This window comes from Bifidobacterium sp. ESL0822, from assembly GCF_052606675.1.
Window position 1 is genome coordinate 401,035 of the sequence record NZ_CP199596.1, and the last position, 25,885, is coordinate 426,919.

A 25,885-nucleotide genomic window follows, 5' to 3' on the forward strand; every position below is an offset into this window, starting at 1 on the left:
TTATCTTCTTTCATCATCAGACTGCAACCGAATATGTGCACGCTGCAGCAGCGTCTCACCAAGGAGCGTGGCGACATCAACGGTCACAGCATTGGTATCGTCAGATCCTGAGCTGGACAGCTTTACCAGGTAATCCCTGACCAGCCTGCGAACCTCTAGATCATGATCTGACAGCTCCATGAGTGCCACCAATACCAGATTGAGCACTCCTGAATCGCGCGACTCCGAATCTGTTGCATCGCGTAGCGCAGCCACGAACATGCCGCGCTTGCTGCCGAAGGCACCGTAGAGACTGCCCCGGAGCAGACCCGTGGCCTTGACGAGAGCATCAATCGACGTGCCCTCATAGCCATGCTCCAGGAAAACATCGCGGGCACGGGCAAGTACCTCATCATCATCGAAACTTCTCTTGCGACCCATGCACGCCAAGATAGCATTATTTGACTGAACGGTCAAGAATGATGGACGGTCTTCTTGCCCATGATTATCGTTACTTCTTTTTGGAAGCAGTCGGTGATGGAAATAGTAATTCGATGGCAAGCTTCCAGTGATGAGCACGAGAATCAAGAGCCATGAAGATGGCCCCCATCCGAGCATAAAGCCTATCGGAGCATAAAAACTGCCATAGGAGAAGTGATAACCAGTGTAATAACTATGTTTCCCGCTGAAACTACTGCCCTGAGGAACTTTCGGTGTTCTGTTTTTTGATTGAACGAATATATTCAGGGCTTCTAGGGAACCAACAAGGAATACGATTATCAGCTGGATATCAACGAGAATTGTTGAACTTATATGTGCAGTTTTCGATAATGGTTACAACGAGAAAGACCAGTGTAAATATCGACCCGTCAACGTCGCTAACGATGATACCGACAATCCAGATATCGATAAATGGACCCGGAACAAGTTCCGCGTCTCTTCCAGGTTTCATTCGATACTCCTTTGATTACAAGTAGAGTTGGCGACCATCAACATTTATGGTGTCAGTGGTCACCTGAATTGCAAATACTCAGAGCATAAATCAGCCGAAGCATTCCTTTATTACACAGTCAATCCCAATTATTCACAACAGCACTCTGGCAACATCTCCTCCAATCAGAGCTCAGCATGACCTGATCGCAGCGCCCATTTGATACCGGAAATTCCGCCCCAGACTTTACCGAGCGTGCTGATTCCGCTGACGATTCTATAGGCCGGGACACCGTATTGGATAAAGACAATTCCTGTCTGGAAAATGAACCCTCCCAAATCAAACCTCGGTTGGATCTGGTTACCTGAGGGTCAGTTATAAAAGAAGGTTCCGTCAGCTAAGAAGTTATCCAGTTTTTCAGCGAGATGCGGAATGGTCCTGGAGTCGGCATTTTTAATCTCTGTAGGAAGCTGATCCAGACAATCGGCCAATTGATCAAGTTCTGCAGTGCTGAGCGATGAACCATTTTCTCTGGTTTGGATCTGTTCAATCATTGGCTTCTGCGCAGTTGTAATGAGTTCAGGAACGCTAGCCGTTCCGGTAACACCAACATCAGTGCCGCTGACGCGCTTGTTCGCACTAGGGCCAGTACCTTGTGTGTGTTCTATGACTGCATATCAGTTTCCTTTGGTTGACATGTATGCCAAATGGCATAGCCGTGCATTAGCTGCAGAAAAACAAAAAGCCAACATAATTGCTGAAGAGATAAATATGTGGGGAAACATATGGTGTCTCGAAGTCTTCTATTGCGCGATTAGAGGGCGCTTTATCGGCTCCGATTAATGCGAGGGGCAAGATTAGCGAAGTGGTTCAAGCAAAGTCTGACCCAGATCTTTGGCAATCCACGTAAGCGTTTCGGGAAGCACCGCCATCATTAAGATCAGAGTATGGCCACACTGGTGTTATACCCGACCAGAGGGCAGGCGGCTCATCGCCACATAGCAGTTGAGAAAATTGAAAGCACTATCTTATTTGGGGGAGAGGTTGGCTTCAACAAAAGGACCCCAATCATAGTGAGCCCAATATATCGTCACTTAGATGACTTCGAGGCATACCCATATCCCCAGTTCGCTTGAATGGGACTGGTGGGGCTCACGGAATAATGCTATCAGTGTCCAGCAGACTCTTGATGCCTGTTTCATCTGCGTTGTGTTCGGTTCGGACAGCTTTCTCTGTCATCTGAGCAAGGTACACGGCGGATTTCAGACTTAGACTCGGCTCCGCACGCCTGAGTTCACGGATAAACACAACTTGATCCTTGCTGGGATTTATTCCCCTGGAAGTGGCGATGCTTTGGGCCCATTCCACTGCCGCAGTCATGGGGTGTTCGTAGTCGGCAAATATCTTTGTGACTTCAACCCTCGGATTCTTGTCATTCGTCAAGCTCATGGCTATTCCTCTCAAAATTCCTGGTGCTCATTGTTGGCCGCTGAAGTTCTGATCGCTTTTAGAATCCAGCCGCGAGAGTCGTCGTCACAGAAGCCGCCGATACCTCAACGCTTTCATGAATCGCCTATGACTCACTTGCATAACAACTATATAACAACATCATGGAATCACTAATCGGACGTTTTGTGTCGTCAAACTCTGATGTCGCGGCCTTGGCCGCTCTCAACTCCCAACGCCTTCTGGCTCTATCCGTCAGTATGTTGCATATTTCGAACCTACTGATCTGGGCGTAGCGTGTTGCTCCCTGGCCGGTTAGCAAACTGCTGGTATGGTGTCGACTCAGTCATCTGGCCACGCATATGGGGTGGAGTACATGTTGGATGCCAGCCACCGCGCCCAAGGCATGTTGTTCCGGTCCATGAAGGCCTTCATTTTGGTATGAATTTGCTTGCCGTCGCTAAAACTGAGGCGATTGTCTTGCCTTTTTTTGCGAGGAAACCACCTGCTACTAACACGCTTCCGCCGATGGTGGACATGTTCTTCTTCACATGATCCGCACGGTCTTTTCTTTTGGCCAAACAGCGGGCGCAGAAGATGCTATCCGGGTTATCCAAGAAAGTGTGGCATCCACGGGAGTTGCATACGGTCATCAGTTTTGAGCCGCATTTCGGACAATAATCGAAGTCTTTTTTATATTTCAAGTTCTCTTTGTAAGAGTCGCATTCCTGGTTGGTGCAGCCTCTAACGCTCTTCATGGCTCTCATCCTTTTTATCAGTTACCTTTAGGTACAAGTGCTTTTCGGGCAATGCTAGGGATTTGCTTAGTTTGGATACGTCAAGTTGGAGTACGGCCCGAGATCGCCAAATTCCCTGTTCGGTTCCTGTATCGGAGCGATCGCATTCCGCTAGAAGGCCCGCATTGTCTCCTACAGTCGTCTTGATAAAGTGCGAATATGTTTCCAGGGCTTTCACCATGGCCTTGGGCTCTCCCTGTTCGCAAAAAATGGCTGCTCTGGCAATTGACGCCTCGTGTATGGCAGGAAAGCAACCGTTGATGCTCTCCATTCTTTCATCGATGAGTTTTGTACGTTTGCCTTTTTCATGCTCGTAGTCGCCATTTGCGAGATATTTTACGTCAGACTCCATCTTCAGCTCGAGCTGGGCCTCTGCGTCCGATAGAGCGCGCAAAGCCTGAGATATAAGGAGCTTTCTAAGAGTGTCGTCGTCAACTTCACGGGCCTGCAGATAAAGGCGCATGCCGCTCTGTAGGAGGCCGAGCCTGTCGTTCTGTTGCCCCTCGAGTACTTCCTGCACGCGCACATCTATGACTGCAATCTGGCGGGCGATGTCTTCAAGCTGACCTTGAATTGCCCTGAGTTGTATTGCATTCGCCGCTTGAACGGGATTAATTCCCTCGCTGAAATCCTCGCGCTTAATGGGTAATTTCTTTCCATATCGCCCGTTGGTATCCAAAAGTTGGGCAAAGGTGTTGCCTGCTTTATCGGTGGTCAGCTTGATGTCACCATTAGCGATGGCATCGAGGGTATTTTTTGGAGCATCTACCACCAGACGAAAATCGCTGTTCATGGCTTTATGAGCCAAGGCGAATTCGGAGGATTCGCGTTCCAGTGCATGAACGATGTCTTTGATGGCTGTATTGCCCTTAGTGATGCCATTGTTTATTCCGTTCCGGAAAAATGCCAAGGGCGAGTCCGGATCGGCGCTGAACTCAGATTCTTCAGGCTTCAACGAAACCCCCTATCGAAAGGCATGCAGGCTGTGAGCTAATAGCTGACGATAATTCATTACATTATAACCGTCCATTGCTCAAAGGCGCTTAAAGCAATTGCTTTGTTTGGGAGTAGTCAGAAACTGAAACAAATATCAACGAATGGTGCGGCACAGTATTTGCAACATCCCAACCTAACGTCATTCACACGGCCGTCCTCATCAGCACCAGCCTTAGCCAGGGAAAGTGATATATATCAGACTCTTGGTATTTCACAGTAGCCAGGTCAGAACTTTGCCTCACCAAACATAAACCTCTTTGCGCACATCTTGCTTCAATGGTGTACTGCTCTGACACATAGTTTTAGCGTTTATAGGTCCTTGGCATGGACCATCAGGTAGTCCCAGGCACGGGTGGGGAGAAGGGCATGAAGGGCGACCAAAGGTTTGGCGCCGAAGCCCAGAAGGTAGCGTGGACGGGGATGGCGTACCGTCGAGGCACGAACGATGGCCCTGGCGATAACCGATGGCTGGGTCAAAAGTGTGCTGGAGTAAAGCTTGCGCAGTCCGTTAGCGGCTCGGGATCCTGACTCTTGATATGCGCTTTTGCGGGTGACTGACTGAAGATGGTCGGCGGCGATTGTGCCCCAGTTGGTGGCAATGGCTCCGGGCTCGATCAGGACCACGTCGATGCCGAAGGGGCGCGTTTCCATACGCAGGGCGTCGCTGAAGCCTTCAAGGGCATACTTGGTGGCATGGTACCAGGCACCCATATAGGTAACCATCCGGCCTGCCATGGAAGAGGTGTTGACGATCCGGCCGCGTCTGGCCCGGCGCATGGCGGGCAGTACCAGCTGGGTCAGGCGGGCAAGGCCGAAGAGGTTGACCTCGAATTGTTGGCGGACCTCATCAATGGAGACCTGCTCGACCGGGCCATAGGAGCCATATCCGGCGTTGTTGACCAGCAAATCAACCCGCCTCTCCTTCTGCAGGATTCGTGCGACGGCCTTCTCGATGGAGGCGGAATCGGTCAGGTCCATCTGAACGGCTGTCGCCCCTTTGTCGCCCAGCGGCTTCAGTCGTTCGACACGTCGTCCTGCTGCATACACCCGGTATCCATGCTCGGCGAGCATCCGAGCGGTTTCATATCCTATGCCGCTGGTGGCCCCAGTGACCAGCGCCACTCGATTGGTCATTTCCTCACCCCTTTTTGACAGACATCCAAGAACTCTGTCCCTTGCCTGTCTTTGAAGCAAAGTATATGACGGTGATCTCAAACGCAAAGGCCTGAACAGTAAAAAAGGCCACTCTTATGATCGAGTTTGGTAGAACGACACCGCTTTGACATGACTTTTTACCCAATTCGCTTTAGCTGGTCATAGTTTGCCGGCCATAGCGAAGAGATGAGCTCAGCATACAACCGATCAATACTTCGGGATGTAATGGGTCGGAATGAGATGAGAGCTTGTGTGTGGGGGGGGGGCTATCTCAATGTGCTGGTAAAGATTCGCGGTCTGCGATTTGCCAGCCTGGTGAATGGGTGATCCGAGGGAGCCTACCAGGGAACCTGAAGATTAATCTGGCCTGGTACCATGTCACCTGCTATAAAAAAGTGTTTTGGATACCTGTCGCGTCCGCAAAATGGAAGTGCCTGGTCAAATAATGGTCGCGTTTATCGGATTGCCGCAACTTCGCTGTACGCTTACTATCAATGCTGATTGTAGACACCGCAGGAGGTTTCAGCATGCAGGGCACACGATTTACCTATTGGTGGCACGGATTCGATCTGTGACGCCGCGTGCCTTGTAGGAACGGTTGCATGGATCGGAACCCACCGGCCCTGCAGTCGTCGACAGCATTTCCCGTGCATCGTCACCGCATAGTCGGTAGGGCGGCACCAGCGACAATGGTTGTAGTAACCGCATGGGAAAGGACAAGCCAATGACATTGGCGGATCATATGAATGCCAGGGTCAAAGCCCTGGCACCGAGCGACATTCTCGAATTCAACAAGGAGATCGCCGGAATAGACGGCATCGTGAAGCTGACCCTGGGGGAGCCGGACTTCTTCACCCCCGAGCACGTCAAGCAGGCGGGCATCCAGGCCATCCAGGACAACCACAGTCATTATACCGAGAGTCGCGGCATGCCCAGTCTGCGCAAGGCGGCGGCCGGCTATCTACACGCCAAGTATGGACTGGACTACGACCCTGACACGCAGATGGTGATTACGGCCGGGGCCACCGGGGGCATCTTCTCGGGCCTTACCGCCATGATCAACCCGGGCGACACGGTCATCCTGCCCACGCCCATCTTCCCGCTCTACATCCCCATCGCCCAGCTGAGCGGCGCCAAGACCGTCTTCGTCGACACATCCGATGACAGCTTCATTCTCAGGCCGGACAAGCTGGAGGCCGCCATCGAACACAGTGATGGTCCGGTCAAGGCCCTGGTGCTCAACTATCCGACCAATCCCACCGGAGTGACCTACGCCCGTGAGGATCTGGAGGCTCTGGCCCAGGTGGCGCGCAAGCACGGCTTCTTCGTGCTCAGCGATGAGATATACGCCGAGCTGACCTATCAGGGCACCCATGTGTCCATGGGCACCATCCTGCCTGAGCAGACGGTCGTTCTTGGCGGGGTTTCCAAGTCCCATGCCATGACTGGATGGCGGGTCGGCATCGCCGCTGGCCCGGCCGACGTCATTGATCAGATCAGCAAGGTCAACGAGTTCACCATCACTTCGGTGACCACCAACGCCCAATATGCGGCCCAGGAGGCTTTGACCAAGGGCATGAATGACACGGATCCGATGCGCGAGGCCTACCGCAAGCGGCGGGACTATCTGGTCAAGGCCCTGCCCGAGGTCGGTCTGGATGTCATCGATCCCAAGGGGGCCTTCTATATCTTCGCCCGGTTGCCCGAGGGTATGCGCGACAGCTGGAGCTTCGTCTACGACCTGGCTCGAAAGGCCAAGGTGGCGGTAATCCCCGGAGCAAGCTTCGGGCCTGGGGGAGAAGGCTACGTCCGCATCTCCTATGCTGCCTCCATGGAGGATCTGCACACCGCCGTGGAGCGGATCGGCGACTATATGCGCGCTCAAAATCGCGGCTGATCCCTCCGGCGATTCACTCGGCAATCATCACAACCATCATCTAGCAACAAAATCAACGAGGACAGTTACCAAGGACTAGAAAATGACCAGCATTCTCATGTATTCAGTACGCCCCGACGAGCAGGAGGCCATTCAGGCCTGGGCGCAAGCCAATGACATTCAGGTGGACACCACCGACCACGATCTGGGGATGAAGACCGTGGACATGATCAAGGGATACGACGGCATCGTCATCCAGCAGCACGCGGCCCTGCCCGAGCCCGAGCTCTACCAGCGGCTCAGGGAGTATGGTCTCAAGCAGCTGACCCTGCGGATCACCGGCTATGACATCGTCAACCTGCAGGCCGCTCGGGAGAACGGGCTGGTCGTCACCAACGTGCCTGCCTACTCGCCCCGGTCGGTCTCCGAACTGGTTCTGGCCCAGGTCATGCGTCTGGTCCGGCATCTGGGGGAGGCCAGCGCTCGTGAGGCCAAGGACGACTATACCTGGGATGGGCTTCAGGCCCACGAGATCCACAACCTGACCGTGGGGATCATCGGAGCCGGCAAGATCGGATCGGCCGTGGCCAGGATCTTCCGGGCCCTGGGCTCCACCGTCATCGCCAACGATCCGGTCCACCGCCCCGAGCTGGCAGACACCCTGGATTACGTGAATCTGCCCATCCTTTTGAAGCGGGCCGACATCGTCACCGTTCATACGCCGCTGGACGAGACCACACACCATCTGATCAACGCCCAGGCCCTGGATGCCATGAAGCCCTCGGCCTTCCTGATTAACGCCGCCCGCGGCCCCATTGTGGACACTCCGGCCCTGATCAAGGCCCTGCAGACCAAGTCCATTGCCGGTGCCGCCATCGACACCATCGAGGGGGAGGCCGGCATCTTCGAAAATGATTTGAGCGGGACCAAAGTCGACAACCAGGCACTGGAGACCCTCAAGGCCATGCCCAATGTGGAGGTCTCGCCCCACATCGGCTTCTACACCGATGCCGCCGTGACCGCCATGGTCAACATCTCGCTGAACGACGTGAAGACCATCCTGGAGGGCGGCACCAGCGAGCATCAGGTGGACTGAGTCCATTGTTTATGCGACCCGGACCGGGTGCCGACCTACTCAGGCAGGATTGTGAGCAAAGGTGATGGTGCCCTGGTCCGGGTCCATGCTTTCCACGATGGCCAGGGACTTGAGGTTGTAGCCCTCTTTGCGCAGGGTGCGGCCGCCCTCCTGGAAGCCCTTTTCCACGGCGATGCCGATGCCCTCGATGACGACCTTGGCATCATGGCAGATGTCGATCAGACCGTGCAGGGCGTTGCCCTTGGCCAGGAAGTCGTCAAGGATCAGCACATGCTCGCCCTCCTTGAGGAAGCGCTTGGCCACGATGACGGGGTACTCACGCTGCTTGGTGAAGGAGTAGATGCGGGCCGTGTACTGGTCGCCGTCAAGGTTGATGGACTGGGTCTTCTTGGCGAAGACCACCGGCACGTCCCCGAAGTGGCGGGCGGCCAGGCAGGCGATGCCGATGCCGGATGCCTCGATGGTCAGAATCTTGTCGATCTGGTGTCCAGCGAACAGGCGGGCCCATTCAGCGCCCATGTGGTCGAAGAGCCGCACGTCGCACTGATGGTTGAGGAAGGCGTCCACCTTGAGTACATTGCCAGGCTTGACCGTGCCCTGGCGGCGGATTCGCTCCTCAAGTTCCTGCATGTCATCGTCCTTGTCGTCATGAATGGGGGCCCCTATGGTCCCGACGGATAGACACCAAGATAACCCGGTTCTGGGACTGTTGTCCGGCCGCCCTGATCCGCCAGGTTTCACCTCCAGCGGATTGGAGTGTCTTCCTGGCGTGTCAGCCCGTCAATCCGCGGATTCAAGGCCCTGACTGTTACAGTGAAAATTGACCGCAATGGTCACGCATCGTCACGGTGCGTTCAAGGACCTAAGGAGGACCATATGGGGATTCTGGATGATGCAAAGGATGCCATGAAGTCTGCCGGCGAGAAGATTTCCGATGTCGCTGGCGATGTAAAGGACACCGTTATGGACAAGGCATCCGATGCCAAGGACGCCGTTGCCGATAAGATGGGCGACGCCAAGGACGCTGTCCAGGACAAGATGGGCGACGCCAAGGACGCCGCCTCCGACAAGATGGACCAGGCCAAGGCCGATGCCAAGGTCGGCAAGGCCAAGGCCGAGCAGGGCGCCACTGAGGCTGTCAACAACGCCAAGGATCAAGTGCGCAACTGACTGGGTCATCTCGGCTTCCCCGACTAAACCCCGTTCGCTTTCCCTATCTAAGGCGGACGGGGTCTTTTATGTCTGCCGGTATGTCTGCGGCTAACCCTTGAGCCAAGATCGATGACACCGCTTTGTGGTAGAAATAGTTGTTTGCCGGGTGTGCGCCATCCGGCCTGTGACGGTGACCGAGACCAGATGGCAAGAGGTGGCTTGTGAACGAGGAACCGGACTTGATCCAGCGCAGCGCCAAGGAGCTGCTCAAGGGGCTCAACGATCGTCAGGCCGAGGCAGTGCAATACCAGGGGCCGGCCCTGCTGATCGGGGCAGGCGCAGGCTCAGGTAAGACCAGGGTGCTGACCCGCAGAATCGCCTGGATCCTCAGCCAGTTCGGCGCCTGGCCCAGCCAGATCCTGGCCATCACATTCACCAACAAGGCGGCTTCTGAGATGCGCGAACGTCTGCGAAGGCTGATCGGGCCCGTAGCCGACCGCATGTGGGTGTCCACTTTCCACTCGGCCTGCGTGCGCATTCTGAGGCGCGATGGCAAGGAGATCGGCCTGCGGTCGGGCTTCACCATCTATGACACAGCCGATTCCGAGCGTCTGATCAAACTGATCGGCAAGGATCTCAACATCGACTTGAAGCGCTACACCCCCAGAAACATTCTGAGCCACATATCCGACTATAAGAACAACCTTCAGGATTGGCGCACACAGCTACAGGAGTATGCTCCCGACTACCGGCCCGGGCAGCGCGGCCAGCAGATCACTGCCCGCTTCGGCAACGAGGAGGAGCTCTACTCCGTGGTCTACGCCGAGTACGAGCACCGGCTGGCTCAGGCCAACGCCGTCGACTTCGACGATCTGATCGTACGCACGGTCCAGTTGCTCCAGCAGTCCCCGATGGTGGCGCAGTATTACCACCATCGCTTCCGCTACGTGCTGGTGGACGAGTACCAGGACACCAACCATGCCCAGTACGTGCTCATGCGCGAGCTGGCCGGTGCCGATGCCGGCAAACAGGACCAGGCCTGGATCACCGTGGTGGGCGATTCGGACCAATCCATCTATGCCTTCCGAGGGGCCGACATCAGCAACATCAGGGACTTCGAGAAGGACTTCCCCGGAGCCCGGACCATCCTTCTGGAGCAGAACTACCGTTCCACCCAGACCATTCTGGATGCGGCCAATGCCATCATCGTCAAGAACGAGGGCCGCAAGCCCAAGAAACTCTGGACTGCCCTGGGCAAGGGGGAGCCCATCGTGGGCTATGCAGCCGACAACGCCCAGCAGGAGGCCGCCTGGATTGCCACTGAGATCGCCCGGTTGCGCAGCGAGGAGGGTATTCCATACTCCGACATGGCCATCATGTACCGTGCCAACGCCCAGTCCCGCGCCCTGGAGGAGGGGCTGATCAATGCCGGCCTGCCTTATCAGCTGGTGGGCGGGACCCGCTTCTACGAGCGCAAGGAGATCAAGGACGCCCTGGCCTACCTGCATGCCATCGCCAATCCCCAGGACGATGTGAACATGCGGCGGATACTCAACGTGCCCAAGCGGGGCCTGGCTGCACGTGCCGAGGCGGCGGCGACCTCCTATGCGGATCTGCATCAGGTCTCCTTCTGGGAGGGGGTGCAGCATATCGAGGAGGTGCCCGGGGCCTCCACGCTGATGGTCAAGCGGATGAAGGCCTTCAGGGATCTGATTGCCTCCCTGACCGACTTTGCCGCAGAGCACGATACCAAGCCGTCTCAGATCGTTGAGAAGGTGCTGGAGGAGTCCGGAATGCTGGACGAGCTTCGAAAGTCGGTCGATCCGCAGGATGCCTCCCGGTTGGAGAACCTTGGCCAGCTGCAGTCCGTGGCCGCCGAGTTCGAGCAGAAGACCCCCGACGCTACGCTGGCTGGCTTCCTGGAGACCACGGCACTGGTCGCCGACTCGGACCAGCTGCCGGGTCTGGGCGACGACTCGGGCAAGGTGACGTTGATGACCCTGCACACGGCCAAGGGCCTGGAGTATCCGGTGGTCTTCCTGACCGGCATGGAGCAGGGGACCTTCCCTCATTCCCGCTGCCTTGAGGATGCCGATGAGATGCAGGAGGAACGTCGACTGGCCTATGTGGGCGTAACCCGTGCCAAGAGGCGTCTCTACCTGACCCGGGCGGCCGTCCGCTCCCAGTGGGGGCAGGTCAATGAGATGCTGCCCAGCCAATTCCTGGATGACATCCCTGACGATCTGATAGACTGGAAGCGTCGGCAGGCCGGCAACGAGCGGATGCGCGCAGGCTGGGACCTGGGTGACGACGAGGACGAATTCGGTGGCTTCGAGGATGAAAGCGACGGTCGCGCGTTCGGTCATCATTCATTCGGTGGGTTCGGCTCTTCCCGCAATGGGTACGGGCGCTCGCGGACTCCTTCGCAGCGCTCGTTCGGATCATCCGGGTATGGCTCTCGCGGTTCCTCCTCAAGAAATGGAAGGGTCACAACCAGACGCAGCACAACAAGCTCATCGTCAACCTCACACGCTGGCAGGGCCTCAGCCCAACCAAAATCGAATGGCCTGTCCATTCAGGACTTCTCCCTGGGTGACAGGGTGGCCCACGACCAGTATGGCCTGGGCAAGGTGGTCGACATTCAGGATAAGGGGCACAACTCGGTTCTGACAGTGGACTTCGGCTCCGAGGGGACCAAGAGGCTGATGCTGCGCTTGGCTCCGATTGAAAAGCTCTGAACGGACGAGACTCCAAAAGCTGTATGCTCACGACTCTTGCGAGGACAGCCATTCCACAGCGAGCTGGGTCCGGTTGGCCAGGTTGGTCTTGGCCAGGATGGCTGAGATGTGATTGCGGACGGTGCCCTCACTGAGATAGAGCCGCTTGGCAATGGCCTGGTTGTCGAGGCCGTCGGCCACCAGAGCGACGATTTCACGCTCACGGTCGGTCAGTGTTTGGAAGCGCCGGGTAACAGGTTCTGCTGGGTCTTTTCGTGTCTGCTCCTCCTGCTTGCCAAGTGAGAGATTAGCCACTGCTTCAGCGCCAAGAACCGTCTGCCCTGCCATCACGGCTTGGAGGGCCGGCAGCACAGAAGCCACGTCCTGCTTGATTACATAGCCCTTGGCACCCAAGGCCAAGGCACGGGAAATATACTCCTTATCTGCAAAGGTGGTCAGAAAGAGTACACGGGCGGTCGAATCCATGGCGATGATGCGCTCCGCCGCCTCCAGGCCGTCCATACCAGGCATCTGCACGTCAAGCAGCAGTACGTCAGGCCTGCCACCAGCGGCCTGAAAACAATCCAGGGTTGACTGGCCGTCATTGGCTGTCCAGAGCACGTCTGCAGCGCCGGTTGCAGTCAGAATCGTTGACAGGGACGAGCAGACGATTGGATCGTCATCAGCGATAGCGACTTTCATGCCATAACCTTCTTATCCTCTACATGCTCAGTTGCACTCTGGTTGAACCAGGGTTCCTTGGGCAAGGATACGAAAACCTTCCATCCTTGTCGGTTGGGGCCGCTGTTGGCTGTGCCTCCCAAGGCTCTGGCCCTGGCTTCCATATCAGCCAGCCCCATGCCGCGCTGGAGCCCGGGCTCTTTAATGGGCGAGCTGTCAGGCTGCGAGTGCTGAATTCCACCGTCATCCTGCACCACCATCTGCCAGAAGGCTGGTAGGTCGCGCAGAATGACCTGTGCCGATCTTGCTGAAGAATGGCGGACCGTATTGGTAAGGGCCTCGCGAAGAATGGTGGCAAGGCAATGGCACACTGGTGCAGGAGCCGTCTCAATGCCGTTGTTGAGATCGACCTTAAGCTGCCCCATAGAAGCCTCGGAGCTGGCATCCTCCATCTGGGATGCGAAGTCGGTGCCCTCATCCTCCAAGTCATGCACCGAACGACGGATTGTGGTCATGGCCTCGTCCAAGGTCTTGCCGACATCATCCAGTATCTGCTCGGTACTCTGATCGCCCCTGCTCTGTGCAACCACCCGGCCAGCCTGGATTTGCATGATTGCTCGGGTGAGCAGGTGGCCCACATTGTCATGAATATCTCGGGCGATCCGGGTCCGCTCGGATAGATGCGCCATCCGGGTCGCCTGGGCTCTCTCCTCGTCCAGATCGCTGATGCGGCCATGCAGTTGGCGAATCCTGTAGCGCTCGGTGTCTTCAATCTGCCATACGCGACCCTTAGCCACGGCTAAGTGTGCGCACGTCAGTCCGCCGCCTTGCGCCAGTGCCGAGGTCAATAAAGCCAGCAGGGCATCGCGTTTGGGGAGGTCTCTGAAGAGTATGAGGTCGGCCATGGCAGGTATCAACCAAAAGAATGCCGGCATCAAGGCCAAGAGCAGCCTGGGCCAGGCCAGTTCGGAATTCTTGGCTTGGGGAACTTTCATGCCGAATGACCTGGTGACCGGAACCATGGTTCCGAGTCCGACGCCCGCCTCAAAGGCCAGGGCTGGCAGGAAGAAAATCCAGTCTGGTATGAACGTTGCCAAAAGCGAAACCAGAGCGCCGCTCCACATGGAACCTGGCGCAGGCAGCAGCCATTCACACAGGGCTCCTGCGGCTACTGAGGCCAAGAGGCCAGCGACCAAGGTTCCTGAAACCCCTGAACCATACCATGATCCACATAAGGTCCCCAGTCCAAGCAGGACCAGCCAGCCAGCTATCCTGCCCATGAATGTCTCCTCGCCCTGTTTGCCTATTGCCTCAAATAGTAATTGTCGGGCTACCCGTTCCTGAGCCTAAGCACAGGCGACCACCCATGACAAATGTCATAGGTCTGATTAACGCATCCACAACATTGATGACGGCTGTCATGGTGTTGGGCCAGCCCTAGCTGGGATGATGGAAACATGAACAGTTCACGTGAGCAAGAGCTGGCCTTGCAGGTCAGCGCATTGGTGAAGCGCTACGGTGACATGGTGGCCTTGGACCACTTCGACATGGAAGTCAGGCGTGGTGAGGTATTCGGGCTGCTTGGTCCCAATGGTTCAGGCAAGTCAACCGCCATCAACTGCATACTGGCCCTGCTCAGCTTTGAATCCGGAACGGTTCGGATATTCGGGCAGGAGATGACCCCGACCTCCTACGACCTCAAAAGTCATATCGGTGTGGTTCCACAGAATGTGGCCGTCTTCAACGAACTGAACGTGCAGGAGAACATCGACTATTTCTGCTCCCTCTATGTACCCAAGAAGGCCGACCGCAGGAACCTGGTCGAGCAGGCCATTGACTTCGTGGGTCTGGGCGACTTCCGCAGGTTCCGTCCCGGCAAGCTGTCGGGCGGTCTGCTGCGCAGGCTCAACATCGCATGTGGCATCGCCCATCAGCCCGATCTCATCTTTTTCGACGAGCCCACCGTCGCCGTTGATCCACAGAGCCGCAACGCCATTCTGGAGGGGATCGAACGGCTGAACGCCCAGGGGGCCACGGTGGTTTACACCAGCCACTACATGGAGGAGGTCGAACAAATCTGTACACGCATCATGATCATGGACCACGGCCGTCAAATTGCCCTAGGCACTGCCGAGGAGCTCAAGGGCATGGTCCAGGCCGGCGAGCAGGTCACCGTCGAGACTTTGGATCTGCAGGACTCCACCCTGGCCCAGATCCGTGCCCTGCCCCTGGCCCAATCCGTCGACTATGACGGCAAGGAACTGGTTATCCATTGTCGCCAGGGTGAACACAACCTGCAGGACGTGCTGACGGTCCTGGAATCCACTCAGACCAGCTACGGCCACCTGACCAGCCGTCCGCCCTCCCTGAACGACGTGTTCCTGGAACTGACCGGCAAGGAACTGCGCGACTGAGCGCGGTCCCCAGGCTCAATTGCCGTAAGGAGCACCTATCTATGTGGAACTCATTCCTGATCAACGTCAAGACCTCGATACGCAACACCTCCTCCCTCTTCTGGGTCCTGGCCTTCCCAGTCATTCTGGCCGCTCTGGTGATGGGGATCATGGGTAATTTGCAAGACAGTTACACCGCCGAGGCACAGCACTTCGTCATAGTCTCGGATGCCAATTGGAAAGCCAGCCCAGGTGCTGACGAATTGGTCTCATCACTATCGGAGAAGCCCAAGGCTGGATCCACTGACACCCAGCTGCTTATCCCGACGACAGTGGCTTCCAGGGCCGAAGCAGACAGACGTCTGGATAGCCGAAAGGATATCGGCTACCTGTACGCGGGTTCTGACGGACGGGTCAACATGGTCCTGTCCGACCACGAAGCCGCCAGCATCCAATCCGATGCAACCGCCTCCGAAGGCATAGCGGTCTCCATTCTGTCCGCCTCACTGGGCAACTTCAACCAGGCCAACTCCGCAAGGGCAGCCTTTGCCTCACCAAGCAACCAAATTCTGCTGCAATCCGGCGGACAGACCTTCACCAAGCAAATCCGACTGACGCACATCCACCCTTCCATGACCGCGCCCTACTTCTTTGCTGTGCTCGCTATGGCCTGCCTTATCGGTGCCAGCACCGCCGCCGAGATGATTGCCAGGACTCAGCCCAACCTTTCAGCCCTGGGAGCCCGACGGGCCAGCTCTCCCAGCCCGAAGTGGCTGCAGGCAGCGGGCGCCTTCCTGGCCTCCTGGCTCGTTTCCGCAGTCAGCCTCCTGGTCGCCTACATCTTCGTCCGCACAGTCTGCGGCGTGCAAAACGATGGTCGTGACCCGATAGCACTCATAGCTATCGCCGTGGGCACCTTTATGGCCACCGCTTTCGGCTCTATGATGGGCGCGATTCCCAAACTCTCCACCGAAACGAAGGTTGGTCTGGTTATAGGCATCGATTGCACCCTGAGTACCTTTATCGGCCTCTACGGCAGCATGACTATGGACCTCAACAACGCCATCCAGGAGCATGCTCCTATCCTTCACCTGCTCAACCCAGTCAAGCAGGTCTCCAACCTCTTCTACGACATCGTCTACTACGACAGCCTGGCACCCTTCGCCCGCACCTGCGGCATCCTGGCCATTATGGCCGCCATCTTCCTGACTATCTGTGGTCTGCTCCTAAGGAAACAACGGTATGAATACTTGTAAAACAGCACTGCACGTCATCTGGGCGCATAAGTTCTACTTTCTCCTGTATCTGGTGGGTATGAGCCTGATCATGATTGTCGTCGGTTCTGCGAACATGCAGGCCGCGGTACGTGCCAACGCCTCAAGCTCGGTTGGGCGCTTTGAACCCGCACGTGCGAAGGTGGTCGTCATCAACCGGGACTGCGGTAACCAGGTTGGTTGCGAGCTGGGCCAGGGTCTGAAGAAGTATCTGGGCAAATCGGCCCAGTTGGTGGCAGTCGAAGATAAGCCTCAAGCCCTGCAGGACGCCAATGTATCCGGCAAAAGCGATTTGATCGTCATCATCCCAGACGGATATGGCCAACGGTTCCTTGATGCACTTGAAGACACTTCTGTTCAAGCTCGTAGTGGTGATAAGACACCTGGTTTCCCGAAAGTTGAAACTGCTGCCTCCTATAACTCCAGCCGCGGCAGTCTGGCACAATTGCAGGTGGATAGTTATTTTGATGCTCTTCGTACTGCTTTGCTGACGGGTCTGGGCCAAAACGGTTCGATGGAGCTGCATTCATATGCGGCGGTAAAGGATGCGGCTGCCTATGCAGTAGCCCACTATGCCGGCAACCAGCCACATGTGGGCATCCATGCCAGCCCAAAGAATGACGATGGATCCCTGTTGAAAGGCTTCGCCATGACAGTCGGCCTGGCTGCCTTTCCCTTGATGACGGCGCTGACGGTCTGCGTTGCCACGCTCTTCGGGGCTTTCAGCTCTCCTGACCGACATCGACGCCTGCTTGCCTCTCCGATCCGGTCCAGCAGCCTGAATGGACAGGAGCTCACGGCAGCCCTCATTGTGGCAGGTGTCTCATGGGCATATTACGTGGCACTCGTTGCCTTCAGTATGGCGGCATCGGGGGTGTCCTTGGCTTCGCTTGGCTGGGGGAGGGTGCTGCTGAGCTTTTTCGTCATGCTGATTTTCGCTGTATCGGCGGCATCCTTTGGATTCATGCTTTCTCAGTTCAATCCTTCTTCTTCGCTCATAAACTCCGTCGGGGTCACCTTTGGCCTAGTTGTTATGTTCACCTCCGGGTCGAGTTCCGGCGGCCCCCTGCCGCCGGTCATGCAGACCATCGGCAAACTGACGCCGGGCTGGTGGTACAACACTGCAGTCCAATCAATAATGGATTCAAGCGCATCAGGTTCGGCTTCCTGGGGCCTTTCGCTGACCGTGGTCGCCCTGTTCGCGCTGGCTTATGCCTGTGTAGGTCTTATGGTCTCACGCCTTACACGCACCCGTGCCACCCTAGTCGCTCCTGTCAGCTCCGACCCCAGTATGATCGGGTAGTTTTTCCGCATTCATATCATCTTTCTGTCAACGGTTTTGCTTACGGTAATCTACCGAATATAAAATAATTTTGGAGAATAGAGCCAAAACCAAATGCAGCACAACTGAAGAAGTAAATGATATGAACATACTCGTTATTCAAGGATCACCCTATGGAGGTAGTTTCAGCCACACCAACGCCCAGGCTTATGCACAAGCTGCCCGGCGTAAAGGCCACACGGTCGAAATGATCGACCTCAGCCAGGAAGACTTTGACCCGGTGCTTCGCTACGGCTATGTCAAGCACATGGAGGACGAATCAGCGCCTAAGCGTTATCAAAACATGGTTGCACGAGCCGATCATCTGGTCTTCGTCTTCCCCATTTGGTGGGCGGGCGAACCGGCCATCCTCAAGGGCTGGCTGGATAGGGTACTCACGCCCCAATTTGCCTACAGATATGAGAGCAGCCTTAAGTCGGAGGGGCTGCTCAGAGGCAAGACGGCGCAAATTATCAGTAGCAGCCATGGGCCGGCCTTCGTCTCCAAGATGTATGGCTCCACCGTGACCCGATGGAAGTACTCCATCCTGAAATTCTGCGGTATCAAATTCACCGGGGCCAGCATTCTGGGCAGCATAGATTCGAAGATTGATACACCTGAACGCCGCGACGCCTTCACTCGGAGGATTTGCGAGACAGTCCCCTCAGCAAAGTAAGGCCTGTCAGCCTTATTGAGACGCTTTTGTGTCTATGTCGCTAAGCGATGGATCCTTGGTCGCCAATGGCGGAAAAGCGCCGGCGCGGCATTCAAAAGGCCTTCACCTCGTTGATCATTCATCCGGCTTCATGGCCAGTCTGGCAATCAGACATGTCAGCAGTGTCACCATGACAACACCAGTGATGATCAAGGTCATGGGGCAGTGGTCGATCAGCGGGCCGAAGGCGGCCTGTCCCAGCGGAATCGCGCACATGCATAGACTGTTGGTCAGCCCTATTACTTTGCCTATCAGCATTGCAGGGGTATGAATCTGCTCATAGGACATGGAAGTGATGTTGACAGTCTGCACCATTCCCGCAGCCAGAGCCATGCACCCGGTTACCAGGGCGAAGAGGACATGAGCAGGCAAATGCAGAAGCAGCCCTGCGGCAATGGGCAGGAGGACCAGTGCGCTGCCCGAGAGCAGCAAGGGTATCCGTTGCAGATAGAACCAGCTAGGGCGGATGGACACCAAGATGGCTCCAAGCAGGCTCCCGCAGGCCAGTATCCCTTCGGCCAGCCCCTGCATGGCATTGCTCAGACCCAGTGTCCGAGTGATCGTATATGGAAGGGCCACGTTGATGTACGAGGCAAAGATCAGGTTGGCCGCCAGGCTGAGTCCTATGACCACTTTGAGGTTGCTGTGCCTGACCAGAAACTGTGCAGCCGCTTTGGTGTCCGCAGCCAGATGGCTCACCAGTGCTCCTGGGCCTTGGGAGGGACCCTGCGCCGGTTCGGGAATCCTGACGGCGATTCTGATCCAGACGGCAGAAAGAAGACAGACCAAAGCGGCAACCCCGACCACTTGCATGATTCCGAAGAAGCCCATGACCATGCCGGCCACTACTGGTCCGATCATTCCTACCAGGGAGATTGCCTGGGAAACCAGGGCTGATGCGCGGGTCAGGTCTTTTCTGTCCACCAGACAGTGAAGGGCCGCCTGCACCGTTGGGCTGTAACAGGCTCGGTAGGCATTGACCAGCATCATGCAGGCCACGGTCAAAAAAACCGGGTCGATCTTCTGGCTTATCAGGATGTACAAGAAGGCGGTCAATGCTGACAGAATGTCCAGCACCGCCATGGTGGACTGCTTGTGCAGCCGGTCGGCCAGAGCTCCGCCCAGGGGGGTCAGGAGTATGGATGGAAGGACCGCCAGAGCAGAGACCATGCCATAGAGGGATGCCGATCCTGAGATGTTGAGCAGGTGAAGCGGAAGGGCGAAGACCAAGCATGTTTGCCCTAGATTGGAGAGAATCTCAGTCGTCAGAAGAGCAATGAACGGCAGTGTCAGCAGCCCCTTGCCCTTGGAGTGGTCCATGCTTGAGGTTTGGTCGTGAGCGGGCGGGTTCATCTGCTGCCTTCGCTTTCAGTCTTTTCCTTGTTGTTGCCCTTGGCATTGGTGCCGAAGGAGGCCAGTAGGTCGGAGAATCCCTGGTCCTGCAGGGGGATGCCCAGGCCCCGCATGATCGAGAAAAAGCAAGCGGCTCTGGTGCGAAGCTCCGTCTGCGTGCCCCGGCGAAAGAAGGGCAGCAGCCACATGTTGGTCAGCAGGCGGAAGATCTCCGCGGTTTGTTCGACATGGTCCACATGCAGTGAACCGTCCTGATTGCCCTGGTTGAATAGGTCGACAAAGTCGTCTCTCTCATCCACCAAGGCGATGAATTCCATTCCGATCATCTTGGGATTGGCCTTTGGGTTGAATTTGCTGAACATCAGATCCGCAGCCTCCAGCCTCTTTCGCGCTCGCTCAGGGGAGAAGAGCGACTGCAGCTGCTCCAAGGCCGTGCCCTGTTCCGTCTGGGTTTGAGTCTTGTCGGTCGCCTCGCTCATGGTCTTCATCAGCCTATTGGCCACGGCGTCGAAGAGGTCTTCCTTGGACCGGAAGTGATGGTAGACGGCTCCCTTGCTCAAGCCTGCGGTCGCATCGATGATGTCCTGCATGCTGGTCTTGTCGTAACCTTGGCTGGTGAAGAGCTCGGTCGCGGCTTTGATGATTCGCTCCTGCGTCAACTCGGGATGCGCATTGCGGGCCATGCTGGCCTTCCTTTCAGTTTGCCGAAACGAGTCGTCGCTGATCGGTTGGGGAAGTTGGTCATCCTTGATTAAATAACATACCGACCGTTGGTATGAATATATCACAACATACTCGTCCCCGCAGGTCGGGCACATGTGGTTTAATAAACACTTGGTTTGCGCATTTGTGCGCGGGCCTATCTGGAGTCTCAGCCCGTCAATGGGTCGGCGGCCGCAAGGTCGTTCGTGCTTGGCACGGTGAAGCATTGGAGAGGCCTGACTCGACGGTTCCGGCCGTCTTCGTTCAGATAACGACAGAAGCAAGTAAGGATTGCATCAATGACCAACATTCAGCGTGCGCGTCGCCAGGTTCGCCTGTCCCGCGCTCTGGGCATCGCCCTGACCCCCAAGGCCCAGCGCCTGTTCGAGAAGCGCCCCTACGGCCCCGGCGAGCACGGCCGCAGCCGCCGTCGCACCGAGTCCGACTACGCCGTCCGTCTGCGCGAGAAGCAGAGGCTGCGCGCCCAGTACGGCGTCTCCGAAAAGCAGCTGCGTGCCGCCTATGAGCGTGGCACCCACGAGTCCGGCCAGACCGGTGCCGCCATGCTTCGCGAGCTGGAGTGCCGCCTGGACAACCTGGTCCTGCGCGCCGGCATCGCCCGCACCACAGCCCAGGCCCGTCAGTATGTGGTCCACCGCCACATCCTGGTCGACGGCAACATCGTGGACCGACCCTCATACAGGGTCAAGCCAGGCCAGACCATTCAGGTCAAGCCCAAGAGCCAGACCATGGTGCCTTTCCAGATCGCCGCTGAAGGCGTCCACCGGGATGTGCTGCCCGCAGTCCCCGGCTACCTGGACGTGGACCTGGCCTCCCTGAAGGCCAGCCTGGTCCGTAAGCCTGAGCCCGAAGAGATTCCGGTTCAGATCAACATCCAGTACGTGGTCGAGTTCTACGCTCGCTGATCACCTGCGACTTTGGGGCCCCGGTTCGTCCGGGGCCCTTTGCGTGCCAGGATCTGCCGCCCTTGCTGGGGTGTGGGTGGGATAATAGGGGCATGTTGCTCCATCTGTATGCTGTCCGCCATGGACAGACCTATTTCAATCGCTACAACCGTCTTCAGGGCTGGTCCAACTCGCCCCTGACTTCATCGGGGCTGGAGGATGCCGACCGTGCGGGTCGTAAATTGAGCAAGGTGAGTTTTGCGGCCGCTTACTGTTCGGATACCACCCGAGCCCAGGAGACAGTCCGCAGGATCCTGGCCCAGAACCAGTCGGGGAAGAAGCCCGAACCGATCAGCGACAGCCACTTTCGAGAGCAGTTCTACGGCTACTTCGAGGGGCAGGACATGTCCATGGCCTGGTGGGCCGCAGGAGCGCCCCATGGAGCAGGCACCTACCAGCAGATTGTGGACCAGTTTGGTCTGGCCGCCACCAGGGACTTCCTCAAGGAGGCCGATCCCTTCGGCGATGCCGAGTCCGACAGCGAGTACTGGACTCGGATTGCCGGCGGATTCGTTATGATTGCCGCTGACCAGCACCTGAAGAATGATGACTGCGTCCTGCTGATCTCGCACGGCAACACCCTGCTCAGTCTGGTCAACCGCTTCGGCGGCGGGCGTTACGACACCAGCATCCGCCCAAGCAACGGAAGTGTCACCATATTCGACTTCGATACGGAGGCCCCCTTCGAGCGGGCCTTGCAGGTTCGGTCCTTCAACAGCTGAACGGACTTCAACCGGCCGTTCATGGCCTGGCCTGATAGACGGCGCGTGCTAGCGTTGTCCCCAGTATCGTACCAATGGAAGAGAGGTAGCAGATGGACGTAGGACAGATTGCCGGCCTGATAGCGGCCATTGCCTTCGCTATCCTGGCGGGGTTTCTGATCTATCCCCTGATTCGTCTGGGGAAGCTCTTCGATCAGCTGGCGCAGACCATCAAGCAGACGGGTGACCATGTCGTGCCCACCCTGGACGAGTCCACCAGCACGGTCACCCAGCTCAATCAGACCCTGACTGACGTCAATCGCATCTCCGCAGCGGCCTCAACCACGGCAGGCAACGTCGGCGCCCTGACCGACCTGTACGGATCGATGCTGGGCAAGCCGGTCATCAAAGTGGCGGCTTTCTTCTACGCCCTGCGCAAGACGATCTCGTCATTCCTTTCAGGAGGCCGCGAGAGCGCCAAATCCAAGTCCTCCACAGCGGAAAAGACCAATGACGGCCAGGGGAACGAGGGGAGGACCCGCTGATGTTCAAACGGATCTTCTGGCTGGGACTGGGCGTCACAGCAGGCGTGGTCCTGGTGACCAAGGCCGAGGCCTATGTGAGGGCCAATACCCCCAAGGGTGCGAGGGAATTCGTACTGGGTGAGGACCAGGACCAGGTGGCCTCCCGGACCCTGGCCGGACTGGTGCGTCAGTTCACCCAGACAATGCAGGAGCGGCAGGACGAGCTGGACCGCCGCTATCTGGACCGTTTCCAGGGCTGAGCCTGGGGCGGACAGGCCAGGACAGATGCGCCTGACCGGTGTAAAATCACCATATTCAGCTATGAGTCCGGAGTGCGGGCAACTTGTTCGCGCCCCGGACAACCGAGTCATTTGGACAACCCGTAATCCCGTCGGCGTTCACCGGGTCTGAAGGAGCAGAAGCAGCATGCGCACATCGGAAATCGCCAAGCGTTTCCTCGATTATTTCCAGGGCAAGGATCATCTGGTGGTTCCCTCCGCCTCCCTGATCTCGCCCAATCCCACCACGCTCTTCACCATCGCCGGCATGGTCCCCTTCATCCCCTATCTGCTGGGGGAGCAGACCCCGCCCAAGAGCCGGATGGCAAGCAACCAGAAGTGCGTGCGCACCCTGGACATCGATGAGGTGGGCAAGACCACCCGTCACGGCACCTTCTTCCAGATGCTGGGCAACTTCTCCTTTGGAGACTACTTCAAGGAGGAGGCCATCCACTACGCCTGGGACCTGCTGACCAAGCCCCAGGACCAGGGCGGCTACGGCTTCGATCCCGATACAATCTGGGTGACCACATATACCGATGATGACGAGGCCCGCTCCCTGTGGAAGAACGAGGGCTTCGACCCCGAGCACATGGAAATCCTGGGCATGGAGGACAACTTCTGGACCACCGGCGGCCCCGGCCCCGGAGGCCCCTGCTCCGAGATCTATGTGGATCGCGGGCCTGCCTATGGCAAGGAGGGCGGCCCCTCGGCCGATGAGAACCGATACATCGAAATATGGGATCTGGTCTTCGAAAACTATGAGGTGGACAACGTCCGCTCCAAGACCGACCTGCACATCGTGGGCGAGCTGGAGCACAAGAACATCGATACCGGCGCCGGATTGGAGCGCCTGGCCTACCTGCTTCAGGGCAAGCAGAACATCTACGAGACCGACGAGGTCTATCCCGTCATCCAGGCGGCCGAGGGTCTGTCCGGCCGGCACTACGGCGATGACGCCCAGGATGACGTGCGCTTCCGTGTGGTGGCAGACCATGTTCGCTCGGCTTTGATGATCATGAGCGACGGTGTCCGTCCCAGCAACGTCGGCCGTGGCTATGTGCTGCGCCGTCTGCTGCGCCGGACCATCCGCTCCATGAAGATGCTGGGCGTGGACCAGGAGGTTCTGCCCCAGCTCTTCCCGGTCTCCAAGGAGGCCATGGCTCCCAGCTACCCAGAGCTCAACGACACCTTCTCCGAGGTGGCGGAATCGGCCTATGGCGAGGAGCTGGCCTTCCGCCGGACCCTGGACAAGGGGACCACCATTTTGGATACGGCCGTCAACAAGGCCAAGAGCGGGAAGGGCGACCCCGAGGTTTCGGGCAAGGATGCCTTCACCCTGCATGACACTTACGGCTTCCCCATCGAGCTGACCCTGGAGATGGCTGCCGAGCAGGGTGTCAAGGTGGACCAGGACGAGTTCCGAAAGCTCATGAATGAGCAGAAGTCCAGGGCCCGCGCCGATGCCATGAAGAAGCGGCACAACGTCGATCTGAGTGTCTACGACGATATGCGCAAGAGTCTGGACGAGCCTCAGGTCTTCCTGGGCTACACCGACTTCTCCAGCCGCTCGACCGTCCTGGGTATCATAGAGGAGGGCAAGGGGGCGGTTCCGGCTGTCAAGGCACCTGCTCAGGTTGAGGTTATTCTGGACCGCTCGCCCTTCTACGCCGAGGCCGGCGGCCAGCTGGCCGACCAGGGTGAGATATTGACCGACGATGGAGCCGTCCTGGAGGTGGACGACGTGCAAAAGCCCATCAAAGGGCTGACCATCCACCGCTGCCGGCTGACTGAAGGAACGCTGATCCTGCAGGCCAAGGTCACGGCCACCATCGACCGGAACCGGCGCGGCGCCATCGCCCGCTCGCACACCGCCACGCACATGGTCCACAAGGCTCTGCGAGAGGAACTGGGTCCCCAGGCCACGCAGCGCGGTTCCGAGGATGCACCCAACAGGCTGCGTTTCGACTTCCAGTGGTCGCAAGCCCCCAGCCGCCAGGCCATGGATGCGGTGGAATCCCGTGTCAACGACCGCCTGCGGGACAACCTGGCCGTGACCGCGCAGGAGATGAAGTACGACGACGCCATCGCCCTGGGAGCCATGCACCTGTTCGGAGAGAAGTACGGCGACGTGGTCCGTGTGGTCTCCATCGGCGAGGACGGCTGGAGCCGGGAGCTCTGCGGGGGAACCCACGTGGACCACGTGGGCAAAATCGGCGCGGTCTCCATCATGTCCGAGGCCTCGGTGGGCACCGGCGTTCGTCGTGTGGATGCCGTGGTGGGCCAGGGGGCCTACGAATACAACGCCCGTGAGCACGCCCTGGTCTCTCAGCTTTCCGACAAGCTCAACGCCCGCCCTGACGAGCTTGAGTCCAGGATTTCGGCCCTGCTGGCCAAGCTCAAGGAGTCCGACCGCCGACTGGCGGCCACCTATGAGCAGCAGATGGCCCAGGCTGTGCCTGAACTGGCCAATCAGGCCCTGCATGCCCCGGGCGAGGTCAAGATCGCATCCAGGAACATGGGGCATTTCGGCACGGTCGATGCCTTGCGCAAGACCGTGACCGACCTGCGGGCCCGGATGGGCGAGGAGTACCCGGTTGTGGTCGCACTGGCCGGTGTCAGCGAGGATGAGAAGCCTGTCATCTTCGTAGCCACCAACCAGGCTGCCCGTGACCGCGGTCTCAGGGCCGGCGACCTGGTCAGGACGGCCTCCAAGGTCCTGGGAGGCGGCGGCGGTGGCAAGCCTGACTTTGCCCAGGGCGGCGGCCAGGATGCTTCGGCCATCGATCAGGCCTTGAAAGCCCTGAGTGCTCAGGTCCAAGAAGGCTGAGCT

The 25,885-nt window shown here is 57.7% G+C and carries 24 protein-coding genes; 13 read left to right on the forward strand and 11 right to left on the reverse strand.

Annotated features, from left to right (window positions below; all coding sequences use genetic code 11):
* The 6 genes from ACUIAF_RS01625 to ACUIAF_RS01650 form a co-directional block, all read right to left on the reverse strand.
* Positions 1–420, reverse strand: a complete 420-nt coding sequence (locus tag ACUIAF_RS01625) for a helix-turn-helix domain-containing protein (protein ID WP_445338822.1) — start codon at positions 418–420, stop codon at positions 1–3.
* A gap of 861 nt (positions 421–1,281) precedes the next feature.
* Positions 1,282–1,464 (reverse strand): hypothetical protein, encoded by a 183-nt coding sequence (locus ACUIAF_RS01630; protein WP_445338823.1) that lies wholly within the window; start codon positions 1,462–1,464, stop codon positions 1,282–1,284.
* Between the two features lie 598 nt (positions 1,465–2,062).
* Complete coding sequence (locus ACUIAF_RS01635; protein WP_110417278.1) at positions 2,063–2,359, reverse strand: hypothetical protein; 297 nt, start codon at positions 2,357–2,359, stop codon at positions 2,063–2,065.
* Positions 2,360–2,787: 428 nt separating this feature from the next.
* The gene (locus ACUIAF_RS01640; protein WP_110417277.1) at positions 2,788–3,114 is read right to left on the reverse strand and encodes a hypothetical protein; all 327 of its coding nucleotides are present in this window, start codon (positions 3,112–3,114) and stop codon (positions 2,788–2,790) included.
* Positions 3,101–4,108, reverse strand: coding sequence for a hypothetical protein (locus ACUIAF_RS01645; protein ID WP_445338824.1), 1,008 nt, complete (start codon positions 4,106–4,108; stop codon positions 3,101–3,103). Before ACUIAF_RS01645 ends, ACUIAF_RS01640 begins: the two co-directional genes overlap by 14 nt.
* Before the next feature lie 350 nt (positions 4,109–4,458).
* The gene (locus ACUIAF_RS01650) at positions 4,459–5,283 is read right to left on the reverse strand and encodes an oxidoreductase (RefSeq protein ID WP_445338825.1); all 825 of its coding nucleotides are present in this window, start codon (positions 5,281–5,283) and stop codon (positions 4,459–4,461) included.
* A 745-nt stretch (positions 5,284–6,028) separates the two neighbouring features.
* Between ACUIAF_RS01650 and ACUIAF_RS01655 the strand changes: the two genes are divergently transcribed.
* Together ACUIAF_RS01655 and ACUIAF_RS01660 are read left to right on the forward strand one after the other, a co-directional pair.
* Positions 6,029–7,201 carry an aminotransferase class I/II-fold pyridoxal phosphate-dependent enzyme gene (locus tag ACUIAF_RS01655; RefSeq protein WP_445338826.1) on the forward strand — a complete coding sequence of 391 codons (1,173 nt, stop codon included), beginning with the start codon at positions 6,029–6,031 and terminating at the stop codon, positions 7,199–7,201.
* An 82-nt stretch (positions 7,202–7,283) separates the two neighbouring features.
* Positions 7,284–8,276, forward strand: a complete 993-nt coding sequence (locus ACUIAF_RS01660) for a D-2-hydroxyacid dehydrogenase (protein WP_445338827.1) — start codon at positions 7,284–7,286, stop codon at positions 8,274–8,276.
* A 39-nt stretch (positions 8,277–8,315) separates the two neighbouring features.
* Here ACUIAF_RS01660 and ACUIAF_RS01665 read toward each other — a convergent pair whose 3' ends face one another.
* On the reverse strand, positions 8,316–8,906 hold the full coding sequence (locus tag ACUIAF_RS01665; RefSeq protein ID WP_015021927.1) for a xanthine phosphoribosyltransferase: 591 nt from the start codon (positions 8,904–8,906) through the stop codon (positions 8,316–8,318).
* Between the two features lie 246 nt (positions 8,907–9,152).
* Here ACUIAF_RS01665 and ACUIAF_RS01670 point away from each other — a divergent pair, with 246 nt between their 5' ends.
* Both ACUIAF_RS01670 and ACUIAF_RS01675 read left to right on the forward strand, forming a co-directional pair.
* Positions 9,153–9,446: a hypothetical protein gene (locus ACUIAF_RS01670; RefSeq protein WP_110417272.1), complete on the forward strand. Its 294-nt coding sequence runs from the start codon at positions 9,153–9,155 to the stop codon at positions 9,444–9,446.
* 203 nt (positions 9,447–9,649) lie between these two features.
* Positions 9,650–12,166 carry a UvrD-helicase domain-containing protein gene (locus ACUIAF_RS01675; RefSeq protein ID WP_445338828.1) on the forward strand — a complete coding sequence of 839 codons (2,517 nt, stop codon included), beginning with the start codon at positions 9,650–9,652 and terminating at the stop codon, positions 12,164–12,166.
* Between the two features lie 27 nt (positions 12,167–12,193).
* Here the strand turns inward: ACUIAF_RS01675 and ACUIAF_RS01680 are convergent, their stop codons facing one another.
* Both ACUIAF_RS01680 and ACUIAF_RS01685 read right to left on the reverse strand, forming a co-directional pair.
* Positions 12,194–12,847: a response regulator transcription factor gene (locus ACUIAF_RS01680; protein ID WP_445338829.1), complete on the reverse strand. Its 654-nt coding sequence runs from the start codon at positions 12,845–12,847 to the stop codon at positions 12,194–12,196.
* Entirely contained in the window at positions 12,844–14,106 is a 1,263-nt protein-coding gene (locus ACUIAF_RS01685; protein WP_445338830.1) for a sensor histidine kinase, read from the reverse strand. The genes ACUIAF_RS01680 and ACUIAF_RS01685 overlap by 4 nt, the downstream gene beginning before the upstream one ends.
* 177 nt (positions 14,107–14,283) lie before the next feature.
* Here ACUIAF_RS01685 and ACUIAF_RS01690 point away from each other — a divergent pair, with 177 nt between their 5' ends.
* The 4 genes from ACUIAF_RS01690 to ACUIAF_RS01705 all read left to right on the forward strand — a co-directional run bounded on the left by ACUIAF_RS01690 (position 14,284) and on the right by ACUIAF_RS01705 (position 18,490).
* A complete protein-coding gene (locus ACUIAF_RS01690) occupies positions 14,284–15,240 on the forward strand; it encodes an ATP-binding cassette domain-containing protein (protein ID WP_445338831.1) in 957 nt (318 codons plus the stop codon).
* A 41-nt stretch (positions 15,241–15,281) separates the two neighbouring features.
* Positions 15,282–16,475 carry an ABC transporter permease gene (locus ACUIAF_RS01695; protein WP_445338832.1) on the forward strand — a complete coding sequence of 398 codons (1,194 nt, stop codon included), beginning with the start codon at positions 15,282–15,284 and terminating at the stop codon, positions 16,473–16,475.
* Entirely contained in the window at positions 16,462–17,796 is a 1,335-nt protein-coding gene (locus tag ACUIAF_RS01700; RefSeq protein WP_445338833.1) for an ABC transporter permease, read from the forward strand. The genes ACUIAF_RS01695 and ACUIAF_RS01700 overlap by 14 nt, the downstream gene beginning before the upstream one ends.
* A gap of 70 nt (positions 17,797–17,866) precedes the next feature.
* Complete coding sequence (locus ACUIAF_RS01705; RefSeq protein WP_445338834.1) at positions 17,867–18,490, forward strand: NAD(P)H-dependent oxidoreductase; 624 nt, start codon at positions 17,867–17,869, stop codon at positions 18,488–18,490.
* Positions 18,491–18,604: 114 nt separating this feature from the next.
* Here ACUIAF_RS01705 and ACUIAF_RS01710 read toward each other — a convergent pair whose 3' ends face one another.
* On the reverse strand, positions 18,605–19,882 hold the full coding sequence (locus ACUIAF_RS01710; protein ID WP_445338835.1) for an MFS transporter: 1,278 nt from the start codon (positions 19,880–19,882) through the stop codon (positions 18,605–18,607).
* The gene (locus tag ACUIAF_RS01715) at positions 19,879–20,565 is read right to left on the reverse strand and encodes a TetR/AcrR family transcriptional regulator (RefSeq protein ID WP_181415603.1); all 687 of its coding nucleotides are present in this window, start codon (positions 20,563–20,565) and stop codon (positions 19,879–19,881) included. Before ACUIAF_RS01715 ends, ACUIAF_RS01710 begins: the two co-directional genes overlap by 4 nt.
* 318 nt (positions 20,566–20,883) lie before the next feature.
* On the opposite strand from ACUIAF_RS01715, the gene rpsD reads away from it, so the two are divergent.
* The 5 genes from rpsD to alaS all read left to right on the forward strand — a co-directional run bounded on the left by rpsD (position 20,884) and on the right by alaS (position 25,882).
* Positions 20,884–21,510 (forward strand): 30S ribosomal protein S4, encoded by a 627-nt coding sequence (gene rpsD, locus ACUIAF_RS01720; RefSeq protein ID WP_015021916.1) that lies wholly within the window; start codon positions 20,884–20,886, stop codon positions 21,508–21,510.
* Positions 21,511–21,602: 92 nt separating this feature from the next.
* Entirely contained in the window at positions 21,603–22,271 is a 669-nt protein-coding gene (locus ACUIAF_RS01725; protein ID WP_445338836.1) for a histidine phosphatase family protein, read from the forward strand.
* 92 nt (positions 22,272–22,363) lie between these two features.
* Positions 22,364–22,795 carry a DUF948 domain-containing protein gene (locus ACUIAF_RS01730; RefSeq protein WP_110417262.1) on the forward strand — a complete coding sequence of 144 codons (432 nt, stop codon included), beginning with the start codon at positions 22,364–22,366 and terminating at the stop codon, positions 22,793–22,795.
* A complete protein-coding gene (locus tag ACUIAF_RS01735; protein WP_445338837.1) occupies positions 22,795–23,034 on the forward strand; it encodes a hypothetical protein in 240 nt (79 codons plus the stop codon). Before ACUIAF_RS01730 ends, ACUIAF_RS01735 begins: the two co-directional genes overlap by 1 nt.
* A 166-nt stretch (positions 23,035–23,200) precedes the next feature.
* The gene (alaS, locus tag ACUIAF_RS01740; protein WP_445338838.1) at positions 23,201–25,882 is read left to right on the forward strand and encodes an alanine--tRNA ligase; all 2,682 of its coding nucleotides are present in this window, start codon (positions 23,201–23,203) and stop codon (positions 25,880–25,882) included.
* Positions 25,883–25,885 lie beyond the last annotated feature (3 nt).